The organism is Actinocorallia libanotica (assembly GCF_039525175.1).
Classification (GTDB): domain Bacteria; phylum Actinomycetota; class Actinomycetes; order Streptosporangiales; family Streptosporangiaceae; genus Actinocorallia; species Actinocorallia libanotica.
The window spans coordinates 247,501-273,268 of sequence record NZ_BAAAHH010000002.1 but is presented as its reverse complement, the minus strand read 5'-3'; the positions used below and the strand labels follow the sequence as shown (position 1 = coordinate 273,268).

The 25,768-nt window shown below is 72.1% G+C and carries 24 protein-coding genes; 16 read left to right on the top strand and 8 right to left on the bottom strand.

Annotated features, from left to right (window positions below; genetic code table 11):
• Nucleotides 1-32 precede the first annotated feature (32 nt).
• Nucleotides 33-902: a universal stress protein gene (locus ABD140_RS04320; protein ID WP_344236908.1), complete on the bottom strand. Its 870-nt coding sequence runs from the start codon at nucleotides 900-902 to the stop codon at nucleotides 33-35.
• 137 nt (nucleotides 903-1,039) lie between these two features.
• On the opposite strand from ABD140_RS04320, the gene ABD140_RS04315 reads away from it, so the two are divergent.
• The 10 genes from ABD140_RS04315 (at nucleotide 1,040) to ABD140_RS04270 (ending at nucleotide 12,898) form a co-directional block, all read left to right on the top strand.
• Nucleotides 1,040-2,680 (top strand): serine/threonine-protein kinase, encoded by a 1,641-nt coding sequence (locus ABD140_RS04315; protein WP_344236906.1) that lies wholly within the window; start codon nucleotides 1,040-1,042, stop codon nucleotides 2,678-2,680.
• 2 nt (nucleotides 2,681-2,682) lie between these two features.
• A complete protein-coding gene (locus tag ABD140_RS04310) occupies nucleotides 2,683-4,128 on the top strand; it encodes a serine/threonine-protein kinase (RefSeq protein ID WP_344236905.1) in 1,446 nt (481 codons plus the stop codon).
• Nucleotides 4,129-4,133: 5 nt separating this feature from the next.
• A complete protein-coding gene (locus ABD140_RS04305; RefSeq protein WP_344236904.1) occupies nucleotides 4,134-5,399 on the top strand; it encodes a protein kinase domain-containing protein in 1,266 nt (421 codons plus the stop codon).
• A complete protein-coding gene (locus tag ABD140_RS04300) occupies nucleotides 5,392-6,933 on the top strand; it encodes a serine/threonine-protein kinase (RefSeq protein WP_344236902.1) in 1,542 nt (513 codons plus the stop codon). The genes ABD140_RS04305 and ABD140_RS04300 overlap by 8 nt, the downstream gene beginning before the upstream one ends.
• 97 nt (nucleotides 6,934-7,030) lie before the next feature.
• Nucleotides 7,031-7,528: an RNA polymerase sigma factor gene (locus ABD140_RS04295; RefSeq protein ID WP_344236900.1), complete on the top strand. Its 498-nt coding sequence runs from the start codon at nucleotides 7,031-7,033 to the stop codon at nucleotides 7,526-7,528.
• Nucleotides 7,525-8,730 (top strand): hypothetical protein, encoded by a 1,206-nt coding sequence (locus ABD140_RS04290; protein WP_344236898.1) that lies wholly within the window; start codon nucleotides 7,525-7,527, stop codon nucleotides 8,728-8,730. The genes ABD140_RS04295 and ABD140_RS04290 overlap by 4 nt, the downstream gene beginning before the upstream one ends.
• 73 nt (nucleotides 8,731-8,803) lie before the next feature.
• Nucleotides 8,804-10,399 (top strand): hypothetical protein, encoded by a 1,596-nt coding sequence (locus ABD140_RS04285; protein WP_344236896.1) that lies wholly within the window; start codon nucleotides 8,804-8,806, stop codon nucleotides 10,397-10,399.
• A gap of 72 nt (nucleotides 10,400-10,471) precedes the next feature.
• Nucleotides 10,472-11,086: an RNA polymerase sigma factor gene (locus ABD140_RS04280; protein ID WP_344236894.1), complete on the top strand. Its 615-nt coding sequence runs from the start codon at nucleotides 10,472-10,474 to the stop codon at nucleotides 11,084-11,086.
• Nucleotides 11,083-12,138, top strand: coding sequence for a CU044_5270 family protein (locus ABD140_RS04275; RefSeq protein ID WP_344236892.1), 1,056 nt, complete (start codon nucleotides 11,083-11,085; stop codon nucleotides 12,136-12,138). The genes ABD140_RS04280 and ABD140_RS04275 overlap by 4 nt, the downstream gene beginning before the upstream one ends.
• A 52-nt stretch (nucleotides 12,139-12,190) precedes the next feature.
• Nucleotides 12,191-12,898: a ZIP family metal transporter gene (locus ABD140_RS04270; protein ID WP_344236890.1), complete on the top strand. Its 708-nt coding sequence runs from the start codon at nucleotides 12,191-12,193 to the stop codon at nucleotides 12,896-12,898.
• A gap of 182 nt (nucleotides 12,899-13,080) precedes the next feature.
• Here the strand turns inward: ABD140_RS04270 and ABD140_RS04265 are convergent, their stop codons facing one another.
• The 5 genes from ABD140_RS04265 to map form a co-directional block, all read right to left on the bottom strand.
• Nucleotides 13,081-14,136: an FUSC family protein gene (locus tag ABD140_RS04265; protein ID WP_344236888.1), complete on the bottom strand. Its 1,056-nt coding sequence runs from the start codon at nucleotides 14,134-14,136 to the stop codon at nucleotides 13,081-13,083.
• A gap of 102 nt (nucleotides 14,137-14,238) precedes the next feature.
• The gene (locus tag ABD140_RS04260; protein WP_344236886.1) at nucleotides 14,239-14,895 is read right to left on the bottom strand and encodes an NAD(P)-dependent oxidoreductase; all 657 of its coding nucleotides are present in this window, start codon (nucleotides 14,893-14,895) and stop codon (nucleotides 14,239-14,241) included.
• A 146-nt stretch (nucleotides 14,896-15,041) separates the two neighbouring features.
• A complete protein-coding gene (locus ABD140_RS04255) occupies nucleotides 15,042-15,461 on the bottom strand; it encodes a gamma-glutamylcyclotransferase family protein (RefSeq protein WP_344236884.1) in 420 nt (139 codons plus the stop codon).
• Entirely contained in the window at nucleotides 15,415-16,590 is a 1,176-nt protein-coding gene (locus ABD140_RS04250) for a hypothetical protein (RefSeq protein ID WP_344236882.1), read from the bottom strand. Before ABD140_RS04250 ends, ABD140_RS04255 begins: the two co-directional genes overlap by 47 nt.
• Nucleotides 16,591-17,212: 622 nt before the next feature.
• Nucleotides 17,213-17,977 (bottom strand): type I methionyl aminopeptidase, encoded by a 765-nt coding sequence (gene map / locus ABD140_RS04245; RefSeq protein WP_344237281.1) that lies wholly within the window; start codon nucleotides 17,975-17,977, stop codon nucleotides 17,213-17,215.
• 103 nt (nucleotides 17,978-18,080) lie between these two features.
• On the opposite strand from map, the gene ABD140_RS04240 reads away from it, so the two are divergent.
• Complete coding sequence (locus tag ABD140_RS04240; protein ID WP_344236880.1) at nucleotides 18,081-18,347, top strand: helix-turn-helix domain-containing protein; 267 nt, start codon at nucleotides 18,081-18,083, stop codon at nucleotides 18,345-18,347.
• 91 nt (nucleotides 18,348-18,438) lie between these two features.
• Here ABD140_RS04240 and ABD140_RS04235 read toward each other — a convergent pair whose 3' ends face one another.
• Entirely contained in the window at nucleotides 18,439-19,677 is a 1,239-nt protein-coding gene (locus tag ABD140_RS04235; RefSeq protein WP_344236878.1) for an alcohol dehydrogenase catalytic domain-containing protein, read from the bottom strand.
• Between ABD140_RS04235 and ABD140_RS04230 the strand changes: the two genes are divergently transcribed.
• Entirely contained in the window at nucleotides 19,676-20,116 is a 441-nt protein-coding gene (locus ABD140_RS04230) for an alpha/beta hydrolase (protein WP_344237279.1), read from the top strand. The two genes, ABD140_RS04235 and ABD140_RS04230, sit on opposite strands and share 2 nt — an antisense overlap.
• A 104-nt stretch (nucleotides 20,117-20,220) precedes the next feature.
• On the opposite strand, the gene ABD140_RS04225 is transcribed toward ABD140_RS04230, so the two are convergent.
• On the bottom strand, nucleotides 20,221-20,886 hold the full coding sequence (locus tag ABD140_RS04225; protein ID WP_344236876.1) for a TetR/AcrR family transcriptional regulator: 666 nt from the start codon (nucleotides 20,884-20,886) through the stop codon (nucleotides 20,221-20,223).
• Nucleotides 20,887-20,997: 111 nt separating this feature from the next.
• On the opposite strand from ABD140_RS04225, the gene ABD140_RS04220 reads away from it, so the two are divergent.
• The 4 genes from ABD140_RS04220 (at nucleotide 20,998) to ABD140_RS04205 (ending at nucleotide 25,620) form a co-directional block, all read left to right on the top strand.
• The gene (locus ABD140_RS04220) at nucleotides 20,998-21,876 is read left to right on the top strand and encodes a metal-dependent hydrolase (RefSeq protein WP_344236874.1); all 879 of its coding nucleotides are present in this window, start codon (nucleotides 20,998-21,000) and stop codon (nucleotides 21,874-21,876) included.
• An 85-nt stretch (nucleotides 21,877-21,961) separates the two neighbouring features.
• Nucleotides 21,962-22,984, top strand: a complete 1,023-nt coding sequence (locus ABD140_RS04215; protein ID WP_344236872.1) for a PDR/VanB family oxidoreductase — start codon at nucleotides 21,962-21,964, stop codon at nucleotides 22,982-22,984.
• 24 nt (nucleotides 22,985-23,008) lie between these two features.
• Nucleotides 23,009-23,872 (top strand): M24 family metallopeptidase, encoded by an 864-nt coding sequence (locus ABD140_RS04210; RefSeq protein ID WP_344236870.1) that lies wholly within the window; start codon nucleotides 23,009-23,011, stop codon nucleotides 23,870-23,872.
• Complete coding sequence (locus ABD140_RS04205; protein ID WP_344236868.1) at nucleotides 23,869-25,620, top strand: SDR family oxidoreductase; 1,752 nt, start codon at nucleotides 23,869-23,871, stop codon at nucleotides 25,618-25,620. Before ABD140_RS04210 ends, ABD140_RS04205 begins: the two co-directional genes overlap by 4 nt.
• Nucleotides 25,621-25,768: the final 148 nt, after the last annotated feature.

Sequence of the window (25,768 nt, the reverse complement as noted above, 5' to 3'; positions counted from 1 at the left end):
GGCGTTCATGGCGTACAGGACGTACAGGGCGTTCAGGAGTGGACGATCGCCACGGGGCCCCGGGCCTGCTGGAGCACCGCGTGGCTGACCGAGCCCAGGCGCAGCCCGGAGAACCCGCCGTGGCCGCGGGCGCCCACGACCAGCAGGGCGGCGCGCACGGTCGCGGCCGACAGCGCCTCGGTGGGCGTACGGCCCTGGACGACCTGCTCGACGACGGGCACGGTCGGGAACTTGCTCTTCCAGGGGGCCAGGGACTCCACGAGGATCCGCATGCCCTCCTGGTCGACGGACACCTCGCTGTAGGAGGCGGGGCGGGTGGCGCGCGGCGCGGCCGAGTGCTGCTCCCAGACGTGGAGGGCGCGCACCCCGACCTGGCGCATGGCCGCCTCCTCCAGCGCGAACTCGGCGGCGTACATGGCGGGCTCGGAGCCGTCCAGCCCGACGACGATCTCGGCGTACCGGGGTTCGGGGTCGGTGTGGTGGGGCACCACGACCACCGGGCAGGAGGCGTGCTCGGCCACCTGGCGGCTCACCGAGCCGAGCATGATGCCGCTGAACGCGCCGGTCCCCCGGGAGGCGACCGCCAGGAGGACGGCGTCGTGCGCCTCGTCCAGCAGGGTGCGGGGCACGTGGCCGATGCCGAGGCGGGTGGAGACGTCCACGTCGGGCGCGCGTGCGCGGGCGCGCTCCTCGGCGAGCTCCAGGACGCGCAGGGCCGCGGCCTCGGGCCGGGCGGCGTCCAGGCCGGGTTCGGGCGGCGCGCCCGCGCTGTACTCCCAGCGCAGGGCGATGTGCACGATCCGCAGCGGCGCCCGCCGGAACCGCGCCTCGTCGGCCGCCCAGTCCACGGCCTGGAGGGCTTCGGACGAGCCGTCCACGCCCACCACGATGGGCTGAGTCATGTCCGCACCCCCGTCACCGGATAGCCGCTTCGTACCGGATCCCTACCCGTAACGCAGGGTTATCACCCTTTTGGGGTGATCATCGTTATTGACGAAAGTTGTAATGATCTTGGGTGATCTTGAATAGGATGCCCGGCATGAGCGCGGAGGACGGCGAGAGAAGGCTGGCGGGCCGCTACCTCCTGCTCGAGGCCCTGGGCAGCGGCGGCATGGGCACCGTCTGGCGGGCCAGGGACGAGACGCTCGGCCGCGAGGTGGCGGTCAAGGAGCTGCGGTTCGACGCCGAGTACGACGACGCCCGGCGCGCGGAGGCCTGCACCCGCGCGGTCCGCGAGGCCCAGGCCTCGGCGCGGCTGCGGCACCCCGGCATCATCACCGTCCACGACGCCTTCGTCGAGGACGGCCGCCCGTGGATCATCATGCAGATCCTGGACGGCGCCTCCCTCGACCGGGTCCTGGAGCGGCAGGGGCCGCTGCCGGTCGAGCAGGTCGCGCGGATCGGCGCGGAAGTGCTGGCCGCGCTGGAGGCCGCGCACGCCGAGGGCATCCTGCACCGCGACATCAAGCCCGCGAACATCTTCCTGACCTCGGACGGGCGGGCGGTCCTCACCGACTTCGGCATCGCGACCGTCGAGGGCCAGGCGACGATCACCCGTTCGGGCATGCTGGTCGGCTCGCCCGGACACATCGCGCCCGAGCGGCTGCGCGGCGAGAAGGCGGGCCCGCAGTCGGACCTGTGGTCGCTGGCCGGCACCCTCTACCGGCTGGTCGAGGGGCGCGCGCCCTTCCCCGGCGACAGCCACGTCGCGGTGCTGGCCGCGGTGCTCACCCGCGATCCCGTCCCGCCCGTGCGGGCCGGCGAGCTGGGGCCGCTGCTCGTCCACACGCTCGCCCGCGACCCCCTGGCCCGGCCCGAGCCGTCCGTGGTCCGGCGCGCCCTGGAACGGGTCGCCGCCGGAGAGGCCACGGGGGAGATCAGGCTTCCCGCCGCTCCGCCGCGGGCGCCGGCCGAGGCGCCCACCGTCCCCGCCCCGCTGCGCAGGCCCGGGCGGAGCCGTCAGCCGTTCCTGGCGGGCGCGGTGGTCACGGCCGCGGTGCTCGCGCTCGTCGCCGCCGTCGTCGTGGCGACCGACGAACGCTCCCCGGCCGTCGTGGCGGGCGGTACGCCGACGTCCTCCGCGCCGGTCACGTCCTCGGCGCCCGCCGCGCCCGCCACACCTGCCGCACCCGAGAACGAGGCGAGGTTCACCGTGCCGGTGGACTTCTGCTCGCTGGTCCCGGTGGAGCGGATACGGGAGATCATCCCGAACTATCCCCGCGCCGAGGGCCGGCCGTCCGGCGACTCCATCACCGCGGCCTGCTCCTGGGACGCGCCGGGATCGGGCGTCTCGGTGGAGGTCCAGACGAACACCGACGGCCGCGACCCCTGGTCGGGGACCTCGCCGAGCCAGGCCCGTGACCTCTACCTGTTCTGGCTCCGCGCCAGGGAGGACGGAAGCGACAAGATCATCTGGCACTACGACAACATCGGCGGCGAGCAGATGACCTCCGGACCGTCCTCCAAGGCCGAGAAGGTGGCGGACCTGGGCGAGGAGGCCTTCGTCTACGACATCTACGGGCGGCTGGGCGCGCAGATGAGCAAGGCGTACGTCAGGGTCAGCAATCTCGTCTTCCACGTCACCTACGCGGACGTGACGAACGAGAAGGGCAAGCAGAAGATCCGCCAGAACGCGTTGCAGATGGCGCGCTGGGTGGCCGAGGCACTGGATAAGAGCTGACCGTGCAAGCGAAGATCGCCGGACGCTACGCCGTCCTCCACGGCCTGGGAGCGTACCTCCACCTCGCCTACGACGAGCGGACGGGCGGCCAGGTGTTCCTGCGCGAAGTGCCTCTCCCGCCGGAACTGGCCGAAGACGAGCGCCGCACGCTGGCCGAACACGTCATCCGGGAGGCCGCGGCGGCGAGCCGCGTCCGGCATCCGGCCATCGTCCCCGTCCTCGACGCCGTCCTGCACGAGGACAAGCCCTGGATCGTCACGCCGCCGATCCACGGGCAGCCGCTCGACGCCTTTCCCGGGACGCTCTCCCCGCAGCAGACGGCCGCGCTCGGCGTGGACCTGGCCGGCGCACTCGACGCCGCGCACACGCTGGGAGTACTGCACGGAGACGTGCAGCCGGCGAACGTCTGGCTGACTCCGGAAGGGCGGGGACTGCTCACCGGATTCGGTACAGGGGTGTCCGCCCGCTCCCAAGCCGCTTCCTCGATCGGCACGCCGGGTTTCGCCGCACCCGAGAAGACGACGAATCCGGCGCCGTCATCCGACCTGTGGTCACTCGGAGCCACCCTCTACCTCGCGGTCGAGGGCGTTCCGCCCTTCCCCGGAAACAGCCCCATGGAAGTGCTGAGCGCGGTGTTGTCGGCCGAGCCGCGCCCGCCGGAGAAGGCCGGCGACCTCGGCCCCGTCCTGCTGGCGCTGCTGGCCAAGGACCCCGCGCAGCGTCCCGTCGAAGTCGAGGACGACCTCGTACGCCTCGCCCGTCCCGCGTCGGGCGGGGACAAGGCGGTGGCGCTGCGCCCGAGGACGTTCGCGCTGCTGGCCGCGTGCTCCGCGGTGGTGATCGCGTCGGTGGCGGCGACCGCCACGGCGCTGATCACCGAACCGGAGACCCCGCCGACCTTCGAGAAGCTCACGGCCGCCACGGATCCCGGCAAGTTCAGCACGTCTCCCCGCGCCTGCGATCTGCTCACCGACGAGCAGGCGGAAGAACTCGTGCCGAAATTCCAACGGGAAGACCGCACGACCTCGGGGCAGTCGCTGGGCGCCCGCTGCCGGCTCAGTCCCTCCGGAAGGGACGGGCGATCCGTCGAAATCGAGCTCTCGCCCTACAAGCCGGGACCCCTCGGCAGCGGCCCTGAGACCGCCCGCGGGTTCCTGGCCGCTCTGAAGGCGGACGTCACCAGGGAAAGCTCGTCGAGCAGGACCGCCTCCCAGGTGCGGGACCTGCCGGAGGCGGGGGAGCAGGGCGTCGCCTACAACGAGCAGTGGACGGACGGCTCCCGCTCCATAGGACACGCGGCGGTCGCCGTCAGCAACCTCGTCGCCACCATCGAGTGCGGCGAGGAAGACGTCGCGGCGGCGGAGAAGGACCAGGTCACCCGGGAGCTGGCCTCCTGCGCGGAGAAGACGGCGGCCTGGGTCGGCGAGTCGCTGAAGCGGACGGGATGAGCCCGATGACGACACTGATGGGCCGCTACCGGCTGATGCAGCCGCTGGACGAGGCGCAGACCGCCTGGCGGGCGGTGGACGAGCTGCTGCAGCGCGACGTCATGGTGCGCCGGATCGCCGAGGAGGAACTGCCCGCCGTCCGTGTCGCGACGGCGCTGAGGCACCCCTCGGCCGTCATCGTCCACGACGTCGTCACCGAGGACGACGGGGCCTGGGCCGTCACCGAACCGGTCGAGATCTTCGAGACCGGGAGCGTGCTCGCGGAGGAGCAGGTCGCCGAACTCGGTCTGGAGCTGCTGGACGCGTTGACCGCGGCACACGCGCTGGGCGTGGTGCACGGAGGCGTCCAGCCTCCGGCGGTCGTACGGTCCACCGACGGGCGTATCAAGCTCCTGGGGTTCGGGATGAGCCGCCCGTACGGGGCGTACCTGCCGCCCGAAGCCGAACGGACGCCCGCTTCCGACCTGTGGGGGCTCGCCGCGACGCTCTCCACGATGCTCGAAGGCAGGTCGCCGTTCCCCACCGCGGAGGCGATCCGGTACGGGCAGGCCCTGCCTCCGGTGCGGGCTCCCCGGCTCGGGGGAGTGCTGCTGCCGCTGCTGCATCCGGATCCGACGGTACGGCCCAGTGCGTCACGGCTGCGCAGGGAGCTGAAAGCGTTCCTTCCGAAGAAGCGGAAGGCCGGTGAGCCGTGGCGCTTCCGTCCGCCGGTGCTCGGGCTGATGGCGGCCGCGCTCGCCCTCGTGGTCGTGCCCGTCACGGTCAACCTGGTGAAACCAGATCCGCCGCAGGGGAAGACGAAGGACTTCACGAGCCTGCCCGACCCCTGCGCGCTGCTGACGGGCGAGCAGGTGGAGCGGCTGGCCGTCCTGCCGAAGGAAGGGAAGCCGGGCGAGCGGGGCGTGTGCATGTGGAGTTCCGATCCGGGGCTGCCGAGCGGGCTGCGCTTCGACCTGCGGGTCGAGGTGGAGCTCAGCGACGACCCGCGCGGGAGGCTCTCCGGAGAGCGCAGGAGCGTGGGGTTCCTCGCGTCGGCGGACTCGGTGCCCGGCCTGGGCGAGGAGGCCTTCCTGAAGAAGGAGGCGTTCCAGAGCCTGAGCTCGAGAGGCGGGGGATTCACCCGGATGACCGTGTTCTTCCGGATGGGTGACGCGGTGGGGTCCATCGAGGTGCGGCGCAGCAGCAAGAGCGACGAGAAGGACGAAGAACGGGTGAAGAACGCCGCCCTCCAGGGCGCGTACTGGATGGCCGAGGCGATGCTCCGTGGCTGAGGGGACACTGCTGGCCGGACGGTACCGGCTGGAGAGCCGCCTCGGACAGGGCGGCATGGCCGACGTCTGGCGGGCGCGCGACGAGTTCCTCGGCCGGACCGTCGCGGTCAAGGAGGTGCGGCTGCCGTCCGGGCTCGACGCCGGGCAGCGCGCCGACTTCTGCGAACGCCTCCTGCGGGAGGCGCGCGCCGCCGCCGCTCTGCCGCACCCGTCCATCATCACGGTGCACGACGTGCTCCAGGCGGGCGACCGGCCGTGGATCGTGATGGACCTCATCAACGGGCCGTCCCTGGAGCACGTCCGGGTCGAACGGGGCCCGCTGCCGCCCGAGCGCGTCGCCGGGATCGGCCTGCAGCTGCTGGAGGCGCTGTGCCTGGCGCACGAACGCGGCATCCTGCACCGCGACGTGAAACCGGCGAACGTGCTGCTCAGCGGGGACCGGGCGATCCTCACCGACTTCGGCATCGCCACCCTCTCCGGCGACCACCGGCTGACCTCGACCGAGGGGATCATCGGCTCGCCCGGCTACATGGCTCCCGAACGGCTCCAGGACGGGCACGAGGCGGGGCCTTCGTCGGACCTGTGGTCGCTCGGCGCCACCCTGTACGCGCTCGTCGAGGGCCGCCGCCCGTTCGAGAAGCCCGACGCGCTGGCGATGCTCGGGGCCGTCCTGACCGAGGACGTGCCGCCGCCCCGGCTGGCCGGGCCGGTGCTCGGGCCCGTGCTCGTGGCGATGATGGACCGCCATCCGCACCGGAGGCCGGTGCCCGCGGAGATCCGGCGGGCCTTCGAGACGGTGGCGGGGGTGACTCCGTCCGCCCGTGCCCCTTCGGCCGTTCCCGGCGGGCATCCGTTCCTTCCCGGAGCCTCTCCGACCGTTCCGGGAATGCCGTCTCCCCGGCAACGAGGGTGGTTGCTGCCCGCCGGAGCCGGAGGGCTGGCCGTCTTGCTGCTGGCCGTCGCGGGGTACCTTCTCTTCCGGCCGGATGGGACCCCGCGGGAAGAAGCGCCCCCGTCATCTCCTGTCGCCGTGCCTTCCCCGAGTATCACCGCGGTACCCGGAGATCCCTGCACGCTGCTCACCTCTGAGCAGTCGAAAGAGCTGGTGGGCTCCTCCTCCGGCAGCCCGAATGACTCCATCACCTGCGTCTGGAGCGCCACGGAGGGCAGACTCCAGATCAAGGTACGGCTCCTGGAGCCACGGGGAGACAAGTCGGGGGAGGAACTCGCGAAGGACACCTTCGCGCTTCTGAAGCGTCAGGCCGCGGGTTCTTCGGGCGTCGGCTCCGATCCCGTCGTCACCGCCGTGGACTCCGCTCCCCGTGACCTGACGGGCCTGGGAGACGAGGCGTTCGCGAAGGAGACCAGCGTGAGCGGCACGTTCACCAGCGCCGAGTCCTTCGTCCAGGTGCGCTCGGGAAGACTCCTGCTGGAGATTCAGTACTACCTGACCGGGGTCTCGGAGGTGTCGGAGACCGTGCGGAGCGTCCCGGAACGCGCCGCCCGTCTGGCTTTGGAGAACCTCGGGCCCTGATGCGGCTCTGAGAAAAGTCGTTCTTGTGAAGCAGCAACCCTGATGGGGTGTGCGTCTCCTTCATGTGGAGAGCGAACACGTCATCCGGTGGAGTGCGGTGATCACAGGGGCGTCACCCGCGCTGCCCGCGTTCTACCGCGAGCACCAGACGGGGCTGGTCCGGCTGGCGATGATGCTCGTCGGCGACGAGGCGACCGCCGAGGACGTCGTCCAGGACGTGTTCGTCCGGCTCCACCGGAACGCGCCGGTGCTGCGGGACGAGCAGAAACTCCTCGCCTACGTGCGTTCTGCGGTGCTCAACGGCTGCCGGTCGGTGCTGCGGCGCCGGAAACTCATCCGCCGGCACGCCGAAAGGTATGAGCCTCCGGCCTGGTCGGCCGAGTCGCAGGCGATGCTCGGCGAGGACCATCGGGAAGTGATGCGCGCCCTGCACCGGCTGCCCCGGCGGCAGCGGGAGGTGCTGGTGCTGCGGTTCTACGCCGACCTGCCGGACGAGGAGATCGCCACGACGCTGCGGATCCGGCCCTCCACCGTCCGCTCCACCATGTCCCGTGCCCTGTCCGCCCTCGAACGAGAACTGGGGGACGCCTCATGAACGTCGAAGACCGGCTCAAGGCGGCCCTCCACGGGACCGCGGGACTGGTGGAGGACCGGCCTCGGCCGCTGCCCACCGCTGCCCGGAGGCGGAGGATTCCACGTTTCGTGCCCGTCTGGGCGGCGCTCATCGTCGCCCTCGTCATGCTGGGGCCGTTCGTCCTGCCGGACGGGGAGTCCAACGCGCCGATCCCCATGAGCTCGCCGAGCCTCGCCATCGGATCGGCACCGGAGATCTACGTGGCGATCTACGGTGCGACGAAGGAGCGGAAGTCACGCTTCGAGATCCGTTCGACCGCTACGGGAGAGCTACGGCAGGTCAACGAGGCGGGCAACGGGGAGAGCTTCGTGTCCATCGCCGCCATCCCGGATGACGGGAAGGAGGGGATCAGCTCCTTCTACCTTCTGACCCGCCTGGGCGCAGGCACCCTGCCCGGATGCACGAAGTACACGGTCTACGGCCTCCAGATCTCGGCCGATGCCGGTTTCAGCAGCTGGGGAGGGAGCACTGTCACGTTCGAGGCGGTGGACGGCACGCCCGCGAACCTGGCGACCACCCCGAAGGGCGACGAGATCGCCTACTCGTTCGAGGGCTGCGGCCGGAAGGTGATCGAGGGGGACACGGAACGCTACGTGGGCGGCGTCGGCGTGCCAGGGGTACCGCTGTTCGCGCACCACTGGGCGGGGGCCACCACGACTTGGAATGCGGGGGGCAAGGTGCTGAACCTCGCCTACTCGCCGGACGGGCACAGCCTGGCGATGTTCCGGCTGCGTGACGCCGAGGCCGGGAGGGAAGCGCAGAGAGAACTCCTGCTCATGCGGACGGCGAATCCCGACGACACCACCACGCTGCTGAGGTGGACGGAGGAATCGGGGATCCGGAAAGACGGTGCGGTCCGCCGGCCGATCAACGCGATGATCAGTCCCGACGGAAAGAAGGTCGTCGTCGTGTTCAGCGGGCCGGACGGCTCCGGCACGCGGCTGAGCGTCGCGGAACGCCCCATCGGCGGAAAGGGACTCTCCTTCAGAGAGCCGCTGACACCGGTCGTCGACCATCCCGTGGACGGGCCCGTCCTGGTGAAGCAGCACCCGTCAGGCCCGGAACTGCTCCTCCAGGCGGGTGCCACGACGCTCTTCCACGGCGGCAAGATCAAAGCCGTCATTCCTTCGATCGAGGAGACGCCCGCGGACATCGCCTGGTGATCTCTCGGCTTTCCTGATTCCGCACTTCGCGCGATCTCCTGGCTTTCGCGCGCCCGAAAACAGGGGGGAACGCATGTCGTCCGTCACGGAAATCCGCCCGACGGCCGGTCCGTCGACGCACGGATCACCGAACCGGACTCTCCGGCTGCTGGCGTTCGGGTGGCTCGTCCAGGCCGCGTTCCGGTTCGGGCTGGCGTGGCACCGGCTGGGCCCGACGGCCCATCCCGACGAGGCCGGATATCTCGTCGCGGCGCGGCTGCTGGCCGGCGGACCGGGTGCCGACCTGTCCGGGCACACCTTCTACCAGGGCGGCTACCCGCTGCTGCTCACCCCGGTCTTCTGGGCGACCGACGACCCCGTCCTGGCGTACCGGCTCGTCATGCTGGTCAACGCCCTGACCGGAGCGCTGGCCTTCCCCCTGGCGTACCTGGCGCTCAAACGGCTGGGGAACGCGAGCCTGCCTCTGGCCTGGGCGGCCGCGCTGCTGCCCGCCGTCGTCGTCTTCGGTCGGCACGCCCTGGCGGACGCGGTCCTCCCCGTGGTCGTCCTGGCCTGGCTGCTCGCGCTCGACCGCTTCCTCCGCGGCCGCGGCTCCGCGGTGCCCGCGAGCCTCCTCGCCTGCTTCGCCTGCGCGGTCCACTCCCGAGGCGCGATCGTCCTCGCCGTCCACGTCCTGGCCCTGCTCCTCGCGGTGCGGAAAGCGCGGCGTCCCGCGCTCACCGCCCTCGCCGTCACGGCTCTCGGCTACCTGGCGGTCGACCGCCTCAACGCCTTCCTGCTCGCGGAGCTCTACCCGTCCGGGTCGCTCGACCTCGGCGGCAACCTCCTCGACCGGCTCCTCGGCCTCGACGGCCAGGCGTGGGCGCTGTCCGGCGCGGCGGGCCAGATCTGGTACCTCATCACGTCCACCTGGGGCCTGGCGGGCGCGGGCCTGGTCGTGGTGGTCGCCGCGGCGCTGCGCCGCAACCCCATGGCCCTGGTCCTGTGCGCCGTCACCTTCGGCATCGCCTACGCCTCCATGGCCGCGCTCCCCGACGAGAACCGCGTCGGCAACTTCGCCTACGGCCGCTACCTGAGCTGCGTCGCCCTCGCCTACACGCTCGTCGGACTCCGCGCCCTCACCGACCACAGAGCCGTCCTCGGCGCGGTCGTGGTCCTGACCGCCACCGCCCAGACCGTCACGCTGTACGCGGGAGAACGGCTGGACAACGCGGTGTTCATCGCCTTCGACTTCCCCGAGGTCATCTTCCTGACCCGCGACCCCGACTCCCTGGAACTCGGCCTCGCCACCGCCTCGGCCACGGCCCTGCTCGCCGTCTTCGCCCTCGTCCGCCGCCCCGTCCTCGCCCTGGCGCTCATCAACCTGGTGGCCCTGTTCGACATCACGCTCCCCCTCCGAACGGAGCACAGCCCCGACCCGACCCTGCCGAAAGGCGGCGTCCTCACCGAACGAACCGTGCCCTGGCAGGCCAGAGCGGCCCTGTACCACCAGATCTCCTGGACGAAGATCGGCTGGTACGACCGAGGCCGGCCGATCCCGCCCGACGTGTGCACAATCCTCGTCCCCCGGCCGACCGGCACCCCCGTCGAGCGAACCTGGCCGGAGCACCCCCCGTCCTGGCGGGCGACCCCGGGCCCCACCGGCACCACCGCCTGGACGTGCCGCTGAAGAAAAAGGGAACCGCCCGCCGGGCGGCGACCGAGTACCGGGTGATCACCCCCTGCGAGAGGATCACCCCCCATGACGGTGCCCCCCGCGCTCGCGTCGCAGGAGGAGGATGAGGCCTCCTCCCGCGACGCGACGCTGATAGCGGAGTCGCTGGCGGACCCCGAACGGTTCGCGCTGGTCTTCGACCGGCACGCCGACGCGATCCACCGGTACGTCTCCCGGCGGCTGGGCCCGGACCTCGCCGACGACGTCGTCTCCGACACCTTCCTCACGGCGTTCCGCAAACGCGCGACCTACGACCTGTCCCACCAGGATGCCCGGCCCTGGCTTTACGGCATCGCCTCCCGGCTCATCCGCGCGAACCGCCGCGCCGAGACCCGCCGCAACCGCCTGCTGGCCCGCTCACCCGTCTCCGAAACCGAGTCGTTCGACGACCGCAGCGCCGCCCGCGTCACCTCCGCCCAGCTCAAGCCCCGCTTGGCCAAGGTGCTCACCACCCTGTCCGCCGCCGACCGCGACCTGCTCCTCCTCGTGGCCTGGGCCGACCTCACCTACGAGGAGTGCGCCACCGCGCTCGGCATGCCCATAGGCACCGTCCGCTCCAAACTCCACCGCGTCCGCGCCAAGATCCGCCGCGCCTTCGGCGGCGTCGACCCCACCGGCACGAGCGAGAAGGGCACCCCATGACCGACGAGATCCAGCTCTTCCGCGACGCTCGGCCCGAAGCGGCCCCCTACGACCCGTTCAGCAAGGCCCGCGCCCGCGCCCGTCTCCTCACCGAAGACGCCCCGGCTCCACGCCGCCGCTTTCGCTGGGTGTTCGCCACCTCGATCGCCACGGCGGGAGCGCTGGTCGGAGGGCTGTTCTTCCTGAACACGACGGAACCGACGGGAACAGGTCCGGAGACGCTCACGTCGTCTCTTCAGCCGATGAGCGCCGCCGACTACCTGGAGAAGGCGGCGCGGATCGTCGAGCAGCGGCCGGAAACCCGTCCACAGCCGCATCAATGGCTCTACGAGAAGAAGTACCTCAAGGACAGTGATGGTCACATGGACCAGTTCCACGAGACCTGGAAACGGATGGACGGGCAGCAGGCATCCTCACAACAGGACCGGGACGGAAAACCCATCATCGACGGGCCTTACCTCGGGCGGAATGAACGAACACCGCTCCAGAAATACGACCACCTGCGCACGCTCTCCACCGACCCGGACAAGCTCTTCGTCCGGACCTACAAGAAGGTGGACAAGCTCTATGCGGAGAGGAGGGCCGCGGCAGAGCGGCTGACGGACCCCGTCTACAAGGAGATGGAACTGTCGGAGCTCACCGAAGACGGACGGCACCAGAAGGCCTTCCACGTGATCGCCGAGCTCTTCGAAGGCGTGCTGACACCACCACGTCTGCACGCGGCGGCGTTTCGCGCCATCGCCAAAGTGCCCGGTGTCCAGGTGCTGCCCGGGAATACCGATCTGCTCGGCAGACCGGTCATGACCATTGCCCGGGTCAATGAATACGGCTCCAGGTACGAATACCTCGTGGATCCCTTGACCTACGCCAGCAGAGGGGTGGGGTCCGTGGTCGTCCGCGATGACGTGGGGCCGCGTTACGGCGGGGCCTCTCGAGGAGAGGACGGAAAGATAACGCCCATCCCGGCGGCGAAGAAGACGATCGGCCAGTCCTTCTACGAGATCAGAGAGCGCGCGGGCATCGTCGATGAGGTCGGTCGGGTGCCTCGTTAGCCGGGGAATCCGGGACGGGCGTTTCGGGTACCGGTTCCAGCGGGGGGAAGTCATGGGGGAGGCGCTGCTCTGGGGGGCGGTCGCGGCTTCGTCGCTGGTCATCGGGGCGCTGCTGGGGCTGGTGGGGAGGTGGCCGCGGCGGACGGTCGGGCTGGTGCTGGCGTTCGGGGCGGGGGCGCTCATCTCGGCGGTGGCGTTCGAGCTGGCGCAGGAGGGGGCGCGGGTCGGCGGGACGGGCGCGATGGCGGTCGGGCTGGCGGCGGGGGCGCTGGCCTACTACGTGCTCGACGGGGTGATCGAGCGGATGGGGAGGAAGCGGCCCGCCGACGCGGGGGCGGGGCCGGCGCTGGCGCTGGGGGCGGTGCTCGACGGGATACCCGAGCAGCTCGTGCTGGGGGTCGGGCTGACGACCGGGACGGGGGTGAGCGTCGGGCTGCTGACCGCGGTGTTCGTGTCGAACCTGCCCGAGGCGATCGGTTCCGCGAACGAGATGCGCGCCGCGGGGCATGCGCCCTGGACCGTCCGGCTGATCTGGTTCGGTGTCGCCGCCGTCTGCGCGCTGTCCACCGTCGTGGGCCATCTCGTCGCCGACGTGACGACGGGGCCGTGGAACGGCGCGATCGACGGGTTCGCGGCGGGCGCGACGCTCGTCATGCTGATCGACTCGATGATCCCCACCGCGGCCGAACGCGCCGGCCGTCCCGCCGGGCTCGCCGCCATGCTCGGCTTCGCCCTCGGCACCGCCCTCTCCTCGGTCTGAACCCCGGCCCGATCCGAGCCCCGGTCTGGTCTGAGCCCCGGTCCGGTCTGAAGCCCGGCCCGATCCGAGCCCCAGTCTGGTCTGAACCCCGGCCCGGTCTGAACCTCGGCCCGGTCCGAGCCCCGGTCCGGACCCTGGACCGAGCCCCGGGCTCAGTCTCGGTCCCGGTCCGGGGCCCGGGCTCAGGTGAAGGGGGGCGGGGGCGGGACGCCCGGGTCGTCCTTGCCGGTGCGCACTGCGGCGAGGGCGCCGCCGGGGTCGGAGCCGGTGAACATGAGGAGGTCCATGGTGACCATCCGCGCGGCCATGACGGCGGTGGCGAAGAAGGGGTCGGAGGTGGGGGCGATCTCGCCGAACGGGCGGACGGCGTCGAGGGCGCGGTCGGCGGCGGTCCGGCGGACCTCCTCGTCGGCGGGGTCGTCGGCCAGGCCGCCGATCGCCTCGCCGAGGTCGCGCAGGACGGGGGCGAAGCGTTCGCGGTCCTGTTCGGCCAGGGCGAGGGCGGCGCGGATGAGCAGGACGCAGCTGGCGTTGAGGAGGTTGAGCAGGCGGGCGCTCTCCCCTTCGGAGCTGACGCGCTGGCGCAGGGAGCGCCGGAGGGGGACGCGCTGGGCGATCCGGCGGCTGAAGAGGCGCGCCTGGGCGAGGGCGGCGAGCTGGTCGTTCTCCTCCCACAGGCGTTCCTGCGCCTGCCGCGCGGCGTCCTCGTCGTCGTCGTCCAGGGCGCGGGCCGCGGTCTCCAGCCCGGCGGCCAGGTCGGTGAGCGCCGCCTTCACCGAGCGCAGCAGCAGGCGGACGGGGTCGGGCGGGAAGAAGAGCTGCACGACCAGGAGCGCGACGCCCGCGCCGATCAGCGCGTCGACGAGCCGCTGCCAGCCGGCCGCGCTGCTGGCGAAGACCAGGGTGAGCACCGCGGACGAAGCCGACTGGACCATCATGACCCGGGCGGAGTGGAGGGCGGTGGCGGTCATCATCGCGAGGAACACCGAGAGCGGCAGCGTCCACAGCGTGCTCCCCAGCACGATCAGGACGAGGTCCGCCACGAGGATCCCCACGACCACGCCCAGCACCAGCCGCACGGCGGTCGTCCCCCGCTCGCCCCGCGCCGACGACAGCGCCACCACCGCCGAGATCGGCGCGAAGAACGGCTGCGGGTGCCCCGCCACCCGCAGCGCGATCACCCACGCCACACTCGCGGCCAGCGCCGACTGGAGCACCTGCCACCACTGCGCTTCCATCCGCCGCCACGCCTGCGACCCGGCGCCCCGCCCCCACCGGAACACCTTCCTCCCCATCCTCCCCCCGTACCCGTCCCCTCCCCGCATCACGCGGAGCGGGCGTCAGGCCTCCCGGACGCTGGCGGCGGACCGGTGGGAGCGGGGGGTCTCGATCTCGTCGACGAGGGCGATCGCGAAGTCCGCGTAGGTGATGCGGCTGGCCATGTCGCCGTGTTCGGCGATCCGGTACCGGCCGGCGGGTGTGCCTTCGTGGTCGAAGTCGCCCGCGGGGGCGACGTAGGCCCAGTCGAGGTCGGCGGTCCGCAGCTCGGCGAGGCCCGCCGCGTGGCCGAGGCAGAAGGACCGGTACTCGCTCGGATAGCCGGGCTCGTCCATGAGGGGGGCGCCGGACGCGCCGGGCAGGACCGAGGACAGGCCGACCACGACCAGGCGGGGCACGCCCGCCTTCACCAGACCGGAGGCCAGGGCGCGGGCCGAGGCGGTGAAGAACTCGTGGGAGGGCACGGCCAGGTCCGCGGCGGCGCTGATGGCCGCGTCATGGCCGGCGGCCGCGAGCTCGACGCTCGCCGCGTCCATGACGTCACCGGCCACCAGCCGCAGGCCGTCCGGGTCGTCGCCCGCCATCGGCAGCAGGCCGTCCGGGCCGCTGTGGCGCGCGGGGTCGCGCACCACGGCGGTGACGCGGTGGCCGCGCCCGCGCGCCTCGGCGACGGCTCTGCGTCCGGCCCTGCCGCCCGCGCCGAAGATGACGATGTCCATGCGAAACCGCCTCTCACCAGGGCCGGAGTCTCCTATGTCCGGCCGGTCCACGAACGCTACCGAGGGCCCTGGTTACCGGCGGGATACCGGTGATCGTGGGTTCATGAGGCGGTCTCTGCCTCGAACGGGGGCCGCGCCGAGGCGGGCTAGCCGGCCTGGCGGGACTCGTAGTGCCGGCGCCAGGCGGCGCAGCGGTCGACGTAGGTGGCGAGGTGGCGCTGGCCGAACTCCTCGGGGGACCACGGGGCGGGGAGGATCTCGGTCTCGGGGCCGCAGACGTAGGCCCAGCCGTGGCGGCCGTTGGACAGGGTGAGCTGGTGGAGGTCGTAGAGGGGGTCCTCGAAGGCGTCCAGGAGGCGCCATTCCTGCGGGGAGAGGTCGGTGATCAGGCAGCCGGGCGCGGTGGCGATGGCGGTGATCAGCCCCGGGTAGACGTGGTTGGGCAGGGCGGTGGCCCGCCAGCCGGGCGCCTGGGCGGGGATGAGGGACGGGACCCTGCCGAGCAGGGCGAAGAGGATCTCAGGGAACTGCAGCGGGCCGTAGACGAACAGGACGTCCGGGGCCACCGAAAGGCGGTCCTGCGGGGTGAAGGACGGCGAGTTCGGCTGGGGTGAGCGGGGCTCGGTATAGGGCATGGAAGACCTTCTCGATCACCTTGGTGTCGGCTTCGGCGAGGGCGGCGAACCAGTCGAGGCCGGTCGGATAGGCCCACAGGTAGGAGCGTAGGGACGGGTCGGCGCCGCGGTCGGTGAGCTGGTCGGCGATGGCCCGGTCGCGCCACCAGGGGACCCGGGCGCGGGCGTGGTCGGCGCACGTCACCGGGTCGGCGCCGTCGTTGACGGCGAGGTGGAGCTCAGAACGGACGAGCTGCACATAGTGGTCCAACCGGACGCAGGCGGTCAAGACCGGGTCGTCGGCGGCGACGAACAGGGGCATCGCCTGGGCGAGCCCCTCCAGGGCCACCTGGTAGGGAACGTGTACGGACAGCAGCCGCGGCCAGGGCGCGTCGGCGCCGTGCGCGCCGATGCCGACGCTCTGCAGCCCGTGCCCGAGCACCTCGTGGAGCGCGAACCGCCGCGCCCCCGCCTCGGTGAACCGGGCGTTGGTGAGGTTGAGCCGCAACCGGACGTCCTCGCCCGCCCCGTCGAGCCAGAACGCCCAGTAGGCGTCCACCTCGACCGCCTCGATGGCCAGCCGGTAGGAGGCCGTGGCGCCCGTGAGGGCGCGGACGGCCGGCTCGTACCGCTCGGCGGCCCGCCGGATGGCCTCGCCCGCGGCCTCGACGGGCAGCGGCCCTTCGAGGTGCTCCAGTTCCGCCACGGTGTCCGGACCCCAGGACACATCCAGGGACTCCAGCGCCGCCCGAGCCACCTCACCCCGTTCGACGACGTACTCCTCCGGCCACCCTGCCGCCGCGCAGCCCTGCGTGGCCCGGACGTACTCGTCCAACGACCGGCGCTGTCCCAGAAGTGCCCCGAGATAGGCCAGATCCCCGTCCAGCCGTACGGCCAGCGCCCCGGACGCCCGCCCGCGCAGCTCCCGCAACCGCCGGTACACCCACAGCCGGTCCGGAGCCGCCTCGACCTCCGCCGCCACGGGCGCGCAGTCGAAGTCGACGACGGGCTCGCCCCCGCGCTCCCGCTCCAGGACGTCCCAGGCCCGCAGTACGGCCTCGGCCTCGTCACGCAGATGCACGGGCACATCCCATCGCAAGGTGATGGCCATGGGGCCGCATTCGTCCCCGAACTATAACCCGTTCGCGATCTTTTGTTGACCTCATCCCCACCGTCCCGCCGAACCGGCGGAGACCGCCGTCTCCGCGCCCCGGACGCTCGCCTCGACCCGACCTCGGCCGTGGCCTCATCCTGCCTGCAGAACGGAACAGTACGGCCCCTGTCGGACAACGCACCGCTCCCCTCCCGGCCTCCGGTCCCTCGTTTCGGAAGGGGGATCGAACCGGCCGCGGGGTGCGGCCTCCGCCGGGCGGGACGGATCAGAGTCCGCCCACCACGCCTTCGCCGGGAAGGTGGTGGCCGTCGCGGCGCTGCTCGTACCCGGGGCGGGGCGGCAGAGGCTACCGGGGGCGCCTGGTGAGAATCATGCCGACGACCGCCGCCACCGTCAGGCCGACGCAGAGGACCGCCACTCCGATAATGAGTACAAGAAAGACCATTGCGTCACCCTTCGGGTATGACCGGCAAGTTTTGGTGATCTTCCCACGCGCGAGGCGACCGGCGGGTGGATGTTGGGAACTCCCGAAATGTCATGGTTCGGCCGACGACGGCGTGCGCCGGCGGGATGCCTGCTGGGACCGGGGTCACCGGCGGGTGAGGACCAGGGGGCCGTCCTCGGTGATGGCGACCGTGTGCTCGGAGTGGGCGGTGCGGGAGCCGTCGGCGGAGCGGATCGTCCAGCCGTCGGGGTCGTAGACGATCCTGTCGGTCGTGGCGGCGAACCAGGGCTCGATCGCCAGGGTCAGGCCGGGGCGGAGCTTGTAGCCGCGGCCGGGCCGGCCGTCGTTGGGGATGTGCAGGTCCTCGTGCATGGTGCGGCCGATGCCGTGGCCGCCGAACTCCAGGTTGACCGGGTAGCCGTAGGAGGCGGCGACCGCGCCGATGGCGGCGGAGACGTCTCCCAGGCGGTTGCCCGGGACGGCGGTGGCGATGGCGGCTTCGAGGGCCTCCTCGGTGGCGCGGATCAGCCGCAGGTCGTCTTCGGAGGGGGTGCCGACGACGACGGAGTACGCGGAGTCGGCGGACCAGCCGTCGATGCTCAGCGCCATGTCCATGCTGAGCAGGTCGCCGTCGCGCAGCTTGTAGGGGTGCGGCAGTCCGTGCAGGACGGCGTCGTTGACCGACAGGCACACCACGTTGCGAAAGGGCCCCCGCCCGAACGAGGGCGCGTAGTCCCAGTAGCAGGACTGCGCGCCGCGCTCGGCGATCCGCCGCCGGGCGTGGTGCTCCAGGTCCATCAGGTCGACGCCCACCTCGGCGATCCCGCCGAGCTCCGCGAGCAGCTCGCCGACGAACCGGCCCGTCACGCCCATCCGCGCGATCTGGTCGGGCGACTTGATCTCGATCACCGGTGGTCCTCGCTTCTCGGGCGTCATGATCGGTATTTTTATACCAGCATTTTTATACCATGACGGTTGCCCCCGGCAGGGACGCGGCCCTACCGTTGGGCGCATGGTCCGGCTTCCGCTCGCCCCCGAACAGATCGACGCAGGCCGCCGCCTCGGCCTCGCCCTCCGCGCCGCCCGGGGAGACCGCCGCCCCGCCGAGGTGGCCCTGGCGGCGGGCATCTCCCCCGAAACCCTCCGCAAGATCGAGACCGGCCGCCTCCCCACCCCCGGCTTCGGCACGATCGTCCAGCTCAGCGAGGTCCTCGGCATCCCCCTGGCCGACCTGGCCGACGCCTGGCGCCCCGTCCCCCAGGCCCGCAACACCGCCTGACCCGCCGCACCGCGGCCCGGAGGCGGGTCGCGGGGGACGACACCGGGCGGACACCGCAGGGCGCCGGACCGTTTGTGCCGCGAAGCGGTCCTCAGCCGGTGGTGAGGACGGTCTTGGTGGCGTCGCCGGTCATGTGGTCGCCGAGGACCTCGGGAGCGTCGTCGAGGTCGGCCAGGCGGGTGGTCACGGTCTCGGGCCGCAGCGTCCCGGCGGTGACGAGTTCGAGCACCTGGGGGATGAGGGTGCGGGTGTGGGCCCGGCCGAGGTGCAGGGTCACGTTCCGGATGAAGGACAGGCTGATCGGGATCCGGGCCGCGTGGTGCAGGGATCCCACGCTGCTGCACACGCCGTCGGGCGCCGTCTTGGCCAGCGCGGTCCGCACGCCCCGCGGGGATCCGCTGATGTCCACCACCAGCGGCGCCAGGTCGCGGCGGCGCAGCTCGGCGGGACGGATCGCCTCCAAGCCCAGCCCGGCGGCCTCCTCGCGCACCTGACCGCGGGCGTCGCAGAAGGTGACCCGGCGGGCGCCCAGGGCCCGGGCCGTCAACCCGGCGTACAGGGCGGTGCTGACGCTGAAGGGGTAACGGGCGGGAAGCGCGCCGATGATCAGGACCTCGGCGTCCGGGTCGCGTTCCAGCAGCCGCGGCAGGTGCGGGGCCACATGCCGGAAGCCGTCGCAGACGGTGTCGGCCAGACTGGCCGCCGCGGCCGGATCCACGCCCTCGGGCAGCGGGACGAGCATGGCGTCGGCGAACGGGACCCCGACCAGGTCGGCGTAGGCGCCGCCCCAGTGCCCGCCGACCAGCCCGAAACCGTACATCGACACGGGTGGCACGGCGCGGCAGCTCCCGGTCAGTCCGGCCCGGCAGGCGCCGCACTCCCCGCAGTTGATCTCGAAGGGGACCACCACCCGGTCGCCCACCCGCACGGTACGCACCTGCGAGCCGACGGCGACCACCTCGGCCACGCACTCATGACCGAGCTGCAGCGGCAGCGGGAACGGCGTGCGGCCGAGCACCAGTGGCCGGTCCAGATCGCAGGTGGCCATGGCGATCGGATGGACCGTGGCGCCCAGCGGACCCGGCGGCGGGGGCGCGGGCACCCGGCGCCAGGCCAGCCGCCCGCCGGGCCCGGCGACCAGCGCCCGCATCCGCTCCCGGCCGGGCCTGACCCGCTCACGCGCCGCCGCGATGGCCGCCCCATGCAGCCGGGACACCCGCTGCCCGCCGTTCCAGCCGAAGAGGGCCTTCGACGCGGCGGCCAGATCGCGCGGGTCGGTCGTGGCCAGCTGTCGCACCGTGCCGTACGGCTGAAATCGTGCAAGTGACATTCCGCCCCCTCGACCCTCTCACCGTAACCCTGGGTCTCCCGGACCCTTCGGCACCCCGGAAACCGGGGAAACGCAGCACTTCAGGGGGTCTGGGGCGAAGCCCGGCGGGCGGCCCGGACACCCCGGCAGGGCACGCCAGGGCGTCCGCCTATTCGGGTCGCGGTCCGAACAACGTCTGCTCGTCGGTGCGGGAGATGCGCCCACCCGTATCACCGCCGACGCCCCCGCCCTGATCGTCAACGCCCGCGGCGACACCCGCACCACCTTGGCCGGCGCGCAGGCCCTGCACGCCCGCTGGCCCAGCTCCCGCCTGATCACCCTGGACGCCTCCACCCACGGCGTCTTCGGCTACTACGGCAACACCTGCGTCGACAGTTCGATCATCGACTACCTCCGCACCGGAACCCTCCCCGCCGCCGACCGCACCTGCCCGGCCTGACCGTTCCCGAGTTCCGTTTGAGAGCGGCCTGACCGTGCCCGGGTCGGGTCGCTCACCCGGCTCCGGAAGGCGGGATCGGTGCCGATCGCGCGCGAGGCGCCGTGTCAGGCGCCTGAGGGCGCGCCGGGGTTCGCGGTGGTGATGGCGTGGAGGAGGCACTGCCACTGGTCGTCGTCGTTCAGGGCGACTCTGATCAATTGGTAGAAGCCGCGCTCGCACAGTTCGACCAGCGCCTCCTGCTCCATCGAGGGGTCGTCCAGCCAGGACAGGACGATCTCCTCCCCGTACGCCAGCCATCCCGCGATGGCCAGTGTGACCGCCGGGGTGGCCGGTGCGCCCGCCGTCCCCAGGGCGGCGCTGAGCCATCCCGCCAGAGTGGATCGGCTGGAGCGGTGAAGGGAGCTCACGCCGGCGCCTGAGCCCAGACGGGTGACGGCCCGGTAGAGGGACGGGTACCGGGCGACGTAGGTGACGAACGTCGTGATCGCGGTGTGGAGCTGCTCGGCGGGGCTCAGCGCCGGATCAGGGCGGACGTGGGCCAGGAGCTCGGCGGCCGCCGCCTCGAGGACGGCCTGCCGGAACCCCCGCTGCGAGCCGAAGTAGTGGAAGAGCAGCCCGGGTGAGACCCCGGCCTCGCGGGCGACGGACTCGACCGACATGTCGTCGAGGGGGGTGGTCTCCAGTCTGCGGCGTGCCGCTTCGAGGATCTGGATCCGCCGGTCGGCGGGGGGCATCCGCGGCGCGCGGGCGCCGGAAGCGCGTTTTGCCATGGCTCATTCTATTGAGTGTGGCGTCAATAGTTCCTACTATTGAGTAGCCATCAATAAGGTGCCGCCGCGAGCGGCTCCCCCCACCCCTCTTCGTCATGGAGGAGTACGCCCGTGAGCACCCGCGAAGAGCACGACGACCTGGTCCTCCAGGCCCGGGACGTCCGGTTCGACTGGGCGGCCCTGCCCCTGCACTGGCTCCCCGGCCAGCCGATGGCGACCCACGTCATCAACGTCCTCCACCTGCTTCTGCCCGAGGGGGAGCGCTGGTTCGTGCGCACCTTCCGGGAGGCGCTGCCGCTGATCACGGACGAGCGGCTCCGCGAGGAGGTGCTCGGCTTCGTCGGCCAGGAGGCGGTCCACGCGGAGGCGCACCAGGGGGTCCTGGACCATCTGCTGGCCCAGGGCCTGGACCCGCGCCCGTACGTCGCGCAGAGCGAGTTCGTCTTCCGGCGGATCCTGGGAGAGCGGCCGGCGCTGTCGCCGGCGGGCCGCCGGGAGCATCTCGTCGAGCGGGTCGCGATCATCGCGGCGGTGGAGCACTTCACCGCGTTCCTCGGGGACTTCGTGCTCAACGCCGACGGCCTGGAGCGCTCCGGGGCCGAGCCGGTCATGCTCGACCTGCTGCGCTGGCACGGCGCGGAGGAGGTCGAGCACCGCAGCGTGGCGTACGACCTCCTGCGGCATCTCGATCCCGGCTACCTGCGGCGCGTCCGCAGCCTGTTCATCGTCGGACCGGTTTTGGTCCACCTGTGGATCCGCGGCGCCCGGTTCCTGATGGCCGCGGACCCCACGCTCCCCGCCGGGGCCAAGCCCACCTGGCGCGGTTACGCCGCCGCGGCCCGGCGCGGAGTGCTGCCGCGGCTCGACAGGCTGGCCCGCTCCGCGTCGCGGTACCTCAGCCCGGGTTACCACCCCTCGCAGGAGGGCTCGACCCGTCAGGCGATCGCCTATCTCGCCTCCTCGCCCGCCGCCCGCGCCGCCGCGCACTGACCGACGTACAGGACCCCCTCGGATGAGCCAGCACCCCGCCGCCATACCGCCCGACCTGTACGGAAGGCCACGGAACGACCGCCTGATGCGGGTTCTGAGTACCTTCGCCGACCGTTACATGGCGCTCCTCCCCAGCTCCGACCGGCCCGCCCGGCGCCCGCGCCCCTCGACGCCCACCGGCGTGGAGCTCACGGTCACGGCCCGCGAGTCCCCGGCCGAGGACGTCATCGCGTTGCGGTTGGCGGCCCTGGACGGCTCGCCGCTGCCCCGCTGGCAGGCCGGCGCCCACCTCGACCTGCTGCTGCCCTCCGGCCGGAAGCGGCAGTACTCCCTGTGCGGGGACCCGGACGACCGGTACGCCTACCGCATCGCCGTTCGCCGTATAGATGGTGGAGGAGGCGGTTCGGTCGAGGTACACGAGGCCTTGCAGGTGGGCGCGCACGTCACCGTCAAGGAACCCCGCAACGCCTTCCCCTTCGCGGCTGAGCCCTCGGTGATGTTCGTCGCCGGAGGCATCGGCATCACACCGATCCTGCCCATGGTCCGAGAAGCCGCGCGCCGGGGCCTGGACTGGCGCCTGGTGCACACCGGCCGCTCCCGCGCCTCGATGCCGTTCGGTGACGAACTCCGGGAACTCGGCGGCGAACGGGTGGAGATCCTGCCCGACGACGAGCACGGCATGCCCGACGGCGCCGCGCTGCTCGGCCGTGCCCCGGAGGGAGCCGCCGTGTACTGCTGCGGACCGGGCCCCATGATCGACTCCGTGCGGGCGGCTTTCGACGGCAGCGGCGCCAAAGCCCTGCACTTCGAGCGGTTCGGGGCGGCGCCGGTCGTCGACGGTGAACCCTTCGAACTGGCCCTGCGCCGCAGCGGCGAGGTCCTGACGGTGCCCGCCGACCAGTCCGCCCTGCACGTCCTGCTGGAGCGGGATCCGGCGACCCCGTACTCCTGCCGCCAGGGCTTCTGCGGCGTCTGCACGGTGCGGGTGTCCTCCGGGACCGTCGAACACCGCGACGGCAGGCTCACCGAACAGGAAAGGGCGGACGGGCAGATGCGCGTGTGCGTCTCCCGCGCCCCCGCGGGCTCCCGGCTGGAACTGGATCTGTAGCCCCCCACGACAGAAGGCCAAAACATGAGCACCGCATCCGCACGCAGGACGAATACTTCGCGTGCTCCGTCTTTCCCGTTCGACGAACGCGACCTCGACCGGTTCCGTGAACTGCAGCAGCTCTCCTACGCCTGCGCCCAGCGGGTCGGCGACTGGCTGGGGCCGGGCATCACCGAACGCCAGGCGGCGGCCCGGCTCCGGCGCGAGCTGGTGTCCGAAGGCGTCCAGGACTTCTTCCACGTGCCGTTCGCCTGGTTCGGCGACCGGTCCGCGTTCCGGCACTTCCGGACTCCGCTGCAGTTCTTCCCCACCGGCCGCCGGCTGGAGGAGGGCATGCCGTACGTCCTGGACTGCGCCCCCGTCGTCGACGGCTACACCGCCGACATCGGCTACGCCGGAAAGATCGGCGACAATCCGATCTGGGAGAAGATCGCCTTCGACCTGCGCGAGTACCGCGAGCTGATCGTCCGGGAAGTGAAGGCGCGCAAGCCCCTCGCCGAGGTGTACGCCTCCGTGGACGCGCTCATCGTCCGACACGGCTACGACAACCGGCACAGGCGCTATCCCGGCCGGGTCATCGGCCACCAGGTGACGCGGATGGAGTCCCGCCTGCCCGCCGGCGTGACCGTCTTCGGCTTCGGCGCGCGCACCCTGCAGACCCTGGGACGGGAGCTCGTCAGCGAGCCTCTGCACGGCCGCTTCCCGTTGTGGGCCGGCGGCCGCCTCTCCCGGCACGCGCCCACCCCGGGGCTGTGGGCGGTCGAACCGCACATCGGATTCCGCGACGTGGGCGTGAAGTTCGAGGAACTGCTGGTCGTGACCGAGGACGACGCCTACTGGCTCGACGACGACCTGCCGCACGTGCGGCGCTGGGAAGAGGGACGATGACCACCGAACCGACGAATCCGCGCATGATCACCGGCGCCGGTGTCCCCCTGGCCGTGTACGAGCAGGGCGATCCGAACCTCCCCACGGTCCTGCTCGTGCACGGCTACCCCGACACCCACCAGGTCTGGGACGACGTCGCCGCGTCGCTCGCCGCCGACCACCACGTCGTGCGCTACGACGTGCGCGGCGCGGGCGCCTCGGGACGGCCGGCCGAACGCCGCGACTACCGGCTGGAACTGCTCGCCGCCGACCTGTTCGCCGTGGCCGACGCGGTCAGCCCCGACCGCCCCGTCCACGTGGTCGCCCACGACTGGGGGTCCATCCAGTCCTGGGAGGCGGTCACCCGCCCCGACGCGGCCCGCCGGATCGCCTCGTACACCTCGATCTCCGGACCGTGCCTGGACCACGTCGGGCACTGGATCCGCCGCCGACTCACCCGGCCCGCACCGCGCAGCGTCCGCCAATTGCTGGGCCAGCTCGCGCATTCCTGGTACATCGTCGCCTTCCACCTCCCCGCCATCGCCCCGGCCACGTGGCGGCACGGTCTCGCCGCACGCTGGGGCACCGTGCTGCGCGTCGTGGAAGGCGTGAGCCCCCGGCCCGGCCACCCGCAGCCGACACTGGCCGACGACGCCGTACGCGGAATCGACCTCTACCGCGCCAACATGCTGCCCCGTCTCCTGCGCCCCCGGCTCCGCCCCACCACCGTTCCCGTGCAGCTCATCGGCCTCCAACAGGACCACTACGTGAGCGGGGCGCTCGCCGAGGACCTCGACCGATGGGTCCCGGACCTCCGGCGCCGCACCCTTCGCGCCACCCACTGGTCGGCGCTTCTGGAGAAAGGACCCACCGTGGCCCGTATGGTCAGGGAATTCGTCGCCCACCAGGAGGGCCGCCCCACTCCGGCGGCCTCCGCCGCCCGGTCCCCGCGGAAGCCCTTCTCCGGAAAGCTCGCCGTCGTCACCGGGGCGGGCAGCGGCATCGGCAGGGCCACCGCCCTCGCGTTCGCCGAACAGGGCGCCGACCTCGCCCTGTGCGACCTCGACCTCGACGCCGTAGAACGCACCGCCGAACTGTCCCGGCTGCTGGGAGCGAACGCCCGCTCCTGGAAGGTGGACGTCTCCGACGGCCCCGCAGTCGACGCCTTCGCCGCCGAAGTGGCCGCCGAGCGCGGCGTACCCGACATCGTCGTCAACAACGCGGGCATAGGGCACTCCGGCACCTTCCTGGAGACCACCGAGCAGGAGTGGCAGCGCGTCCTCGACGTCAACCTGTGGGGCGTCATCCACGGCTGCCGCGCCTTCGGCACCCTGATGGCCGAACGCGGCGAAGGCGGCCACATAGTCAACCTCGCCTCCGCCGCCGCGTACCTACCGTCGAAGATGCTCACCGCCTACGCCACCAGCAAAGCGGCCGTCCTCATGCTCTCCGACTGCCTGCGCGCCGAGATGTCCGGCTTCGGCATCGGCGTCTCCGCGATCTGCCCCGGCATCGTCAACACCAACATCACCAAGACCACCACCTTCTCCGGCCTCGACAACGCCCAGCAGGCGGCCAAACAGAAACGAGTCTCCGGCCTGTACGCCAGGCGCGGCTTCCCCCCGGAAAAGGTCGCCGAGGAAATCCTGCGCGCCGTAACCCAAGACCGCGCCGTCGTCCCCGTCACCTTCGAGTCCAAAGCGGCCCGCCTCATCAGCCGCTTCGCCCCCGGCCTCCTCCGCACCACCGCCCGCCTCGACATCGGCTGACCGCGTGCTGCCGCGGACCTTCAACCGCCGGTACGACCACGAGTTCCGAGGAACTGACGAAGCCCTGGAACCGGCCTCGGAGAACACCCGGAAAACACTGAGGGCCGTGATCCGCATCTGGATCACGGCCCTGGACCGGTCGGGGCGG